This window comes from Algoriphagus sp. SE2 (assembly GCF_039563885.1).
In the GTDB taxonomy this organism is placed as follows: domain Bacteria; phylum Bacteroidota; class Bacteroidia; order Cytophagales; family Cyclobacteriaceae; genus Algoriphagus.
Genome location: NZ_JBCLWJ010000071.1, coordinates 1 through 605, shown reverse-complemented (window position 1 = coordinate 605; position 605 = coordinate 1). Strand labels below are relative to the sequence as shown.

1 protein-coding gene is annotated in these 605 nt (G+C 29.4%); it reads left to right on the top strand.

Annotated elements, in window-relative coordinates:
* Nucleotides 1-135: 135 nt before the first annotated feature.
* Nucleotides 136-504 (top strand): four helix bundle protein, encoded by a 369-nt coding sequence (locus AAGF08_RS20455; protein ID WP_343513315.1) that lies wholly within the window; start codon nt 136-138, stop codon nt 502-504.
* Nucleotides 505-605: the final 101 nt, after the last annotated feature.

Genomic DNA, 605 nt, shown 5'->3' with positions numbered 1-605 from the left:
TCAGCATTACAACGCCGAAAGCAAACAACGCGAAGCTCACAATAGCAAAGAATTTTTTCCTATTTCATAAATAAAATAGCGTTAAAACGTACAAGTTAGTTTTATTAACTATTTTTATAAACCATTTTTTTGACGATGAGCAAATCTTACCTCGATTTAGAAATTTATAAAATTTCATTCGACTTATTTATAAAGACACATCAACTTAGTATGAGATTACCAAAACACGAACTTTATGAATTGGGTAGTCAACTAAGACGAGCTTGTGACTCAATTAATTCCAATATTGTTGAAGGATACGGAAGAAGAAAATATAAAAATGAATTTATTCGATTTCTTATTTTTTCACATTCTAGTAACCTTGAAACGATCAATCATCTTAAAAAAATCCAGATTCTTTATCCTAAAATAACTTCCACCAAAAGCTTACTTGATGAGTATGTAGTTTTAGGTATAAAAATCTCCAATTTCATCTCCTATGTAGAAAAGAATTGGAAGAGCTGATTGAAATGTTTGAAATGTTATAATTGTTATAATTGTTATAGTTGTTGTAGTTGTTGTAATCGGAGTATGTATAACGTAAAGCATCACAACGCCGAAGGCAT